Below are 6,136 nucleotides of genomic sequence, written 5' to 3'. Positions count from 1 at the left end.
CCTGCTCGTGCTCGTTATTCATCGGGCTGTGATGCCACCAACTCGTTACGTCCGCAATTAGGAAGCCTATTCCTCGGCTTAAACGGCAAAAAACGGTCGCTAACGGCCGATCAACTGCCCTCGGGCTGCGGCAGCAGCAGCGCGAGCAGGATTGCACGGCATTCGCCGTCGATCGTCCCGTCGATCAGCTCGGGCCGGAAGCGGCGCTGGAAGGCGACGGTCGCCGCGAAGCCGTCGGTCACGTCATAACCGAAGCGTTCGAGCGCGAGCAGGAAGCCCGCGTCGGTCCACAGCGGATCGGTCAGTTTCTTGGTCGGGCGCGGCAGCGCAAGACGGCGGCGCGCGAGTTCCTCCCACGGAAAGAGCTCGCCCGGATCCTGCTTGCGCGTCGGCGCGATGTCCGAATGGCCGACGACATTGCCGCGGGTGATCGAATGGCGATCCTTGATCATATGCACGAGGCGGACGACCGACGCGACCTGCGGGTCGGGAAAGGGCACATAGCCGAATTCATGCCCCGGATTGACGATCTCGATCCCGACGCTCGCCGAATTGATGTCGCTGACCCCGCGCCAGTGCGATTTTCCGGCGTGCCAGGCGCGCTTCTCCTCGGGCACCATGTGGGTGATCTGCCCGTCCTCGCTGACGACATAGTGCGCCGACACCTTGGCCTCGGGATCCGCAAGCCGATCAAGGGCTTCGGCGCCGGTCCTCATGCCGGTATAGTGAAGCACGATCATCGAAATGGGCAGCGAACGCTCGTCGAAATTGGGAGACCAGCGTTCGATAAAATCGCTCATGCGTGTCGCGGTCCGTCCTTGCCCAGCCCAGCGCTTCGCTTGCGCCACCAAGGCGCAAAAAGCAAGGTCAGGCAGCGATCGAGGGCGAGATGCCGGGGCGGCGCACCTGCTGGTCGGCGGGCTCGTACAAGCCGCGAAGCCGGGGACTCGCGACGAACTGGTCGGTCTGGCCGAGCACCGTCTCACCCGCACCGAGGACAAGGAAGCTTTGCGGCGCCGCCATCGCGCGCAGTTTCGCGAACGCCTTTTTCCGCATGTCGGCCGAAAAATAGAGCAGGAGATTGCGGCAGAAGATCAGGTCGGCGGTGCCCGCGAGCGGCGGACGGTCGGTAAGCATATTCTGCACCGAGAAATCGATCCGGCGACGCAGGTCGGCCTTGGCGAGCCACCCCCCCTCGGTCTGGTCGAACCAGCGCACCATGCGCTGGACCGGCAGCCCGCGCTGGATCTCGAACTGGCTATACAGGCCAACGCGCGCGCGGCCGATCGCATGATAGCTGACGTCGGTACCGACGATATCGATCTGCCAGCCCGCCCATTTCATGTCATGCTCGGCGAGCAGCATCGCCATCGAATAGGCTTCCTGCCCGGTCGAAACGCCGCAATGCCAGATAGTGAGCCGGCGCTGGCGTGCATTGATCTGCCGAAGATGTTCGAGCGCATTGGAAGCTATATCGTCGAACACACTGTGTTCACGATAAAAATATGTTTCGTTATTGAGCATGGCATCGACGGTATCGTCGAGCAACTGGCGGCTGTTCGAGGTGACGAGCGCCGCGACGAGCGCGTCGAGGTCGGCGATACCGTGACGCTGCATCACCGGCTTCAGCGACATTTCGATCCGCCAGATGCGGTTCGGCGACAGCGTCTGCCCGGTCCGCGATTCAAGCACGCCCATCAGCACGCGATAGGCGGACTCGCTCGCCGAGCCCCCCATCATGACGCGCGGCGTCCGGCAAGGAAGCTGCCGAGCATCAGCGCGATCGCGTCGGGGTTTAGCGTAGCGGTCGCGAGCCCCGCCTTGGCGACCGCACCGGGCATCCCCCAGATCACGCAGCTTTCGGGCGCCTGCGCGAAGATCGTGCCGCCCGCCGATTTCAGCCGCGCGGCGCCGTTCGCGCCGTCGCGGCCCATGCCGCTGAGCACCACCGCCACGCCGCCCTTGCCGTAAACGTCGGCGACCGACGCGAGCATAGGATCGGCCGAGGGGCAGCAGCCGTTCTCGACCGGCCGGCGGTCGAGCGCGATTTCACGGCGCGCGCCGTTCGCAACAACCATCAGATGCGCGTCGCCGGGCGCGAGATAGATGCGGTTCGCCTCGACCGCCATGCCCGCCGCGGCCACGCACACCTTGCGTCCCGTCATCGTCGCGATCTGCTTGGCGTAGAACTCCATGAAGGCGTCGGGCAGGTGCTGGGTCAGCAGGATCGGCGCAGTGACCCGCGGGTCGAGGTGGGTGATAAAATTGGCAAACGCCGGAATTCCGCCGGTCGACGCCGCGACCGCGATGCATTCGAGCGACTGGTCGGCATCGACCACGACCGGTGCGGGGGGTGCGGGAGGGCGATAGGCGATACGCGTCGCGGCGGGAATCGCCTGACGCTGGCCGAGCGAGAGGATGCGTTCGGTGAGCACCTCGGCGAAGCGCCCCGAAAAGCTGCCGCGTCCAGGCTTGGCGAGCGTGTCGCTGGCGCCGAGCGCGAGCGCCTCGATCGCGGCGGGGCCGCCTTCGACGCAGTTCGACGAAAGGATCAGCACGCGCGCATTGGCGGCGCGCTCCAATATGTGCGGCAGCGCGTCGATGCCGTTCATGCCGGGCATTTCGATGTCGAGCACAACGACATCTACGGGCTCCGACGCGAGGAACGCCAGCGCATCATGCGCCGAGGCGACCGATGCGCAGACCTGAAGCCCCGGCGTGCCTTCGACGATGCGCTCGAGAATGGACCGGACGACAAGGCTGTCGTCGACCAGCATCACGCGGACGCGGCGACCGACGGGGAGATCGTCTCCCGCCGGGTTTGACATCAGGGGGGCAGGCCGTCCCATCGCCGCCGCCTCACGCCACGCCGACGAGCTGCAGCTTTCCCTCGAGCGTTTCGCGGTCGAACGGCTTCATCACATATTCATCCGCGCCCGCCTCGATCGCGGCGCGGATATGGTCGATGCTGTTCTCGGTCGTGCAGAAGACGACGCGCGGACGCTCGTCGAAGCCATAGTCGAGGTCGTTGAACGCGGTGAGGAATTCCATCCCGCTCATCACCGGCATGTTCCAGTCGAGCAGAATCACGTCGGGACGGTTCGCGCGGCAAAAGGTCAGCGCCTCCTGCCCGTCGGCGGCTTCATCGACAGAAAATTCCATCGATTCAAGAATATGCCGGGCGACCTTGCGGATGACTTTGCTGTCATCGACGACCAGACAAGACTTCGACATTAGGACCTCCGCACCCCGGTTTCGCGCCATGCTAACCTGAAGGAGTATTCAGCTAGTTAACTTATGCCGCGCGCTGGGCGGGCAAGGTGATGAAATGCGACGGATCGACGACGAGGAGCGAATGCCCCTCATGCTCGATCATCGCATCGGCGACGCGCGCCCAGCCGGGCAGCAGCTTTCCGGTGACGCGCGTCTCGGGCGCGTCGATGAAGCAGACATCCTCGATCTCGTCGGCGAGCAGCGCATAGCCATGTTCGGCGACATCGACGACGACGACGCGCTGACCGGGTGCAACCGGCACCGACGGCAGGCCGACGACGACATGCGGGTCGATCAGCGTGAAGACCCGGCTGCGCAGCGCGAACAGTCCCGCGACATGCGGCGGCGCGGCGGGCACCTCGACCGGAGTGCCGACAGTGACGACCGAATTGATCGCGCGACTGCGCAACGCGACGCGCGTGTCGGCGATCCGCGCGACGAGGTAGAGCTTGTCCATCATGCGCCCGCTCCCCCGGTCCGGCGACGCAGCGCATCGAGCAGCGCACCGCGGTCATAGCGATAGACGGTCTCGTCATCGGGCCCGGCCGCCGCGGCCGAGGCGCGGAGACGGATCACCGGCACATCGCCATCGCCGGCCCGCGCCGCGCCTTCGTCGGTCAGACACAGCATGACGTCGGCGGTTTCGCCGGAGGTCTCGGCAACGACGCGATAACCCGCACTCTGCAGGATCGGGGCGAGGAAATTGTCGCCCCAGCCGTCGTGATCGTCGGCAATGCGGCAAATGGGCTGGCGCGCGGCGGGCGCGACCGCACCGCGCGCATATTGCTCCATCAGCCAGAAGGGATCGACCAGCTCGACCGGATCGCCCGCGACGAGCGCAATGCCCGCGACCAGCCCCGGCGCCGCAGCGGGCTGGACCGTGTCGGGCAGGCGGACGATATCGACCACCTCCTCGATCGGATAGCAAAGCACCATCTGCCCGTCGTTGAGGCGCAGCAGCTTGAGCGTGCCATGCCCCTCGGGGAGTTTCGCCGCGTGAACGGGGAAGATGTCGTCGCCGATCTGCGCCTGGATCTGCCCCGCGCTTTCGAACAGCGCGAGCGCCGGCACTTCCTCGACGCGCTCGATCACCGACAGGCGGATGCCGCGCGTGCGGCCGCCGATATCGCGGAACAAGAGTAGCTGCGCGGCGTTGCGCGCGGCCGCCGCGGCCGCTTCGGCCTCGACGGCATGATCGAGGCTGCGGCCCGCCTCCGACGCGTCGATCGCGGCAGCGGCGAGGATTCCCTGTACGTCGAGCAACAGCACCGGGCGCCCGTTGTCGGGCAAGGTGGTGCCGGCATAGAGGCCGGTCGCCATGATCATCGGCGCGGCGGGCTTGATCACGAGTTCCTCGTGATCGTGGATCGCCGCGACGCTGAGGGCATAGCTATGCCCCTGTCCCGGCCGGACGAGCACGAGCGCGCGGTCCTCGACATCGTCGCGGTGATCGCGCGTGCGGCCGAGAATCGTTTCGAGGCGGAGCAACGGGAATTGCTCGCCGCGCACGGTCACGATCTCGCCGCCGCCAACGCGTTCGATGCGGACCGTGTCGCTCGTTTCGAGCAGGATTTCGCGCACCGCGCCGCGCGGGATCGCGAAATATTGCCCCGCCGCGCGGACCATGAGCCCCGAGATGATCGTCAGCGTCATCGGCACGCGCAGCACGACGGCAAGGCCCCTGCCCTCGTCGTTGCGCAGTTCGACGAGACCGCCGATCTTTTCGACATTCGCCTTGACGATGTCCATGCCGACGCCGCGCCCCGAGATCGAGGTGATCTTGGCGGCAGTCGAAAAGCCGGGGCGAAAGATGAGCTCGAGCTTTTCGCGGGGCGTCAGCGCGCGCGCGTCGGCCGCCGACAGGATGCGCGCCGAGATCGCCTTTTGCACCAGCGCGTCGGGCGACAGGCCGCGGCCGTCGTCGCGCACCTCGATTTCGATCTGGTTGCCCGACTGGCGCGCCGAGACCGCGATGGTCGCGGTCACGTCCTTGCCCGCCGCGACGCGCCCGTCGAGCGCCTCGACCCCGTGGTCGATCGCGTTGCGCACGATGTGGATCAGCGGGTCGCGGATATTCTCCATCATTTCGCGGTCGAGCTCGACCTCGCCGCCGCTGGTTGCAAAGCGGACCTTCTTGCCGAGATCCTGCGCGAGATCGCGAACGATGCGCGGCAGCGGCGCGAACAACTTGTCGATCCGCTGCATCCGCATCTGGCTGACCGACTGGCGCATCCCGGCGATCGAGTCGGACAAGCGGTCGAACGCCGCGATCAGCGCGGGATCGGCGCCCGATTCGCGGAGCATCCGCGCGAATTCGTTGCGCGCGAGGACGATATCGGTGACCCCGGTCATCACGCTGTCGAGCAGCGGCAGCGGGACGCGGATCGAGCGCCAGCCCTGCAGGTCGGTGACGATGTCGTCGTCGCGGCGAAGCTGGATTTCTGCCGGTTCGGCCGGCGCTTCGGACATGTCCTCCGCCGCAGCAAGCGCACCGATCACATCGCTGTCGTCGCCCGCCGGTTCGGCGCCCTTGCTGCCGAGCGTAGCGCAAAGCTGCGACAGCCGGTCAACGATGCCGAGCACGCCGGTGACGAGCGCGGCGTTGGCCGGGCGGTTGCCGCGCCGGACCTGATCGAGCGCATCCTCGGCGGCGTGCGCCAGCGCGGTGACGCGCGGCAGCGCGAGGAATCCCGAGCTGCCCTTGATCGTGTGGACGAGACGGAAAATCGCGTCGAGCTGCGCGCGGTCGGCCGGATCGGCTTCCCACGCGACCAGCGCCCCGCCGGCTTCGGCAAGGATTTCGGCCGTTTCGGCCAGAAAATCGTTCAGCAGGTCGTCCATTGCGGTGTCGGTGCGCCCCAAA

6 protein-coding genes are annotated in these 6,136 nt (G+C 66.8%); all 6 read right to left on the bottom strand.

Annotated elements, in window-relative coordinates; genetic code table 11:
* Nucleotides 1-110: 110 nt before the first annotated feature.
* Complete coding sequence (locus ATE64_RS02910; RefSeq protein ID WP_058454425.1) at nt 111-800, bottom strand: N-acetylmuramoyl-L-alanine amidase; 690 nt, start codon at nt 798-800, stop codon at nt 111-113.
* Between the two features lie 67 nt (nt 801-867).
* Nucleotides 868-1,740, bottom strand: coding sequence for a protein-glutamate O-methyltransferase CheR (locus tag ATE64_RS02905; protein WP_058454426.1), 873 nt, complete (start codon nt 1,738-1,740; stop codon nt 868-870).
* A complete protein-coding gene (gene cheB, locus ATE64_RS02900) occupies nt 1,737-2,849 on the bottom strand; it encodes a chemotaxis-specific protein-glutamate methyltransferase CheB (protein ID WP_058454427.1) in 1,113 nt (370 codons plus the stop codon). Before cheB ends, ATE64_RS02905 begins: the two co-directional genes overlap by 4 nt.
* Nucleotides 2,850-2,859: 10 nt before the next feature.
* A complete protein-coding gene (locus tag ATE64_RS02895) occupies nt 2,860-3,234 on the bottom strand; it encodes a response regulator (RefSeq protein WP_058454428.1) in 375 nt (124 codons plus the stop codon).
* A gap of 61 nt (nt 3,235-3,295) precedes the next feature.
* Complete coding sequence (locus ATE64_RS02890; RefSeq protein ID WP_058454429.1) at nt 3,296-3,733, bottom strand: chemotaxis protein CheW; 438 nt, start codon at nt 3,731-3,733, stop codon at nt 3,296-3,298.
* Entirely contained in the window at nt 3,730-6,114 is a 2,385-nt protein-coding gene (locus ATE64_RS02885; RefSeq protein WP_058454430.1) for a chemotaxis protein CheW, read from the bottom strand. Before ATE64_RS02885 ends, ATE64_RS02890 begins: the two co-directional genes overlap by 4 nt.
* Nucleotides 6,115-6,136 lie beyond the last annotated feature (22 nt).

The sequence above is a fragment of the Sphingopyxis sp. H073 genome (assembly GCF_001468395.1).
Taxonomy (GTDB): domain Bacteria; phylum Pseudomonadota; class Alphaproteobacteria; order Sphingomonadales; family Sphingomonadaceae; genus Sphingopyxis.
The sequence above is the reverse complement of the archived record's forward strand: the minus strand, read 5'-3'. Positions and strand labels throughout refer to the sequence as shown.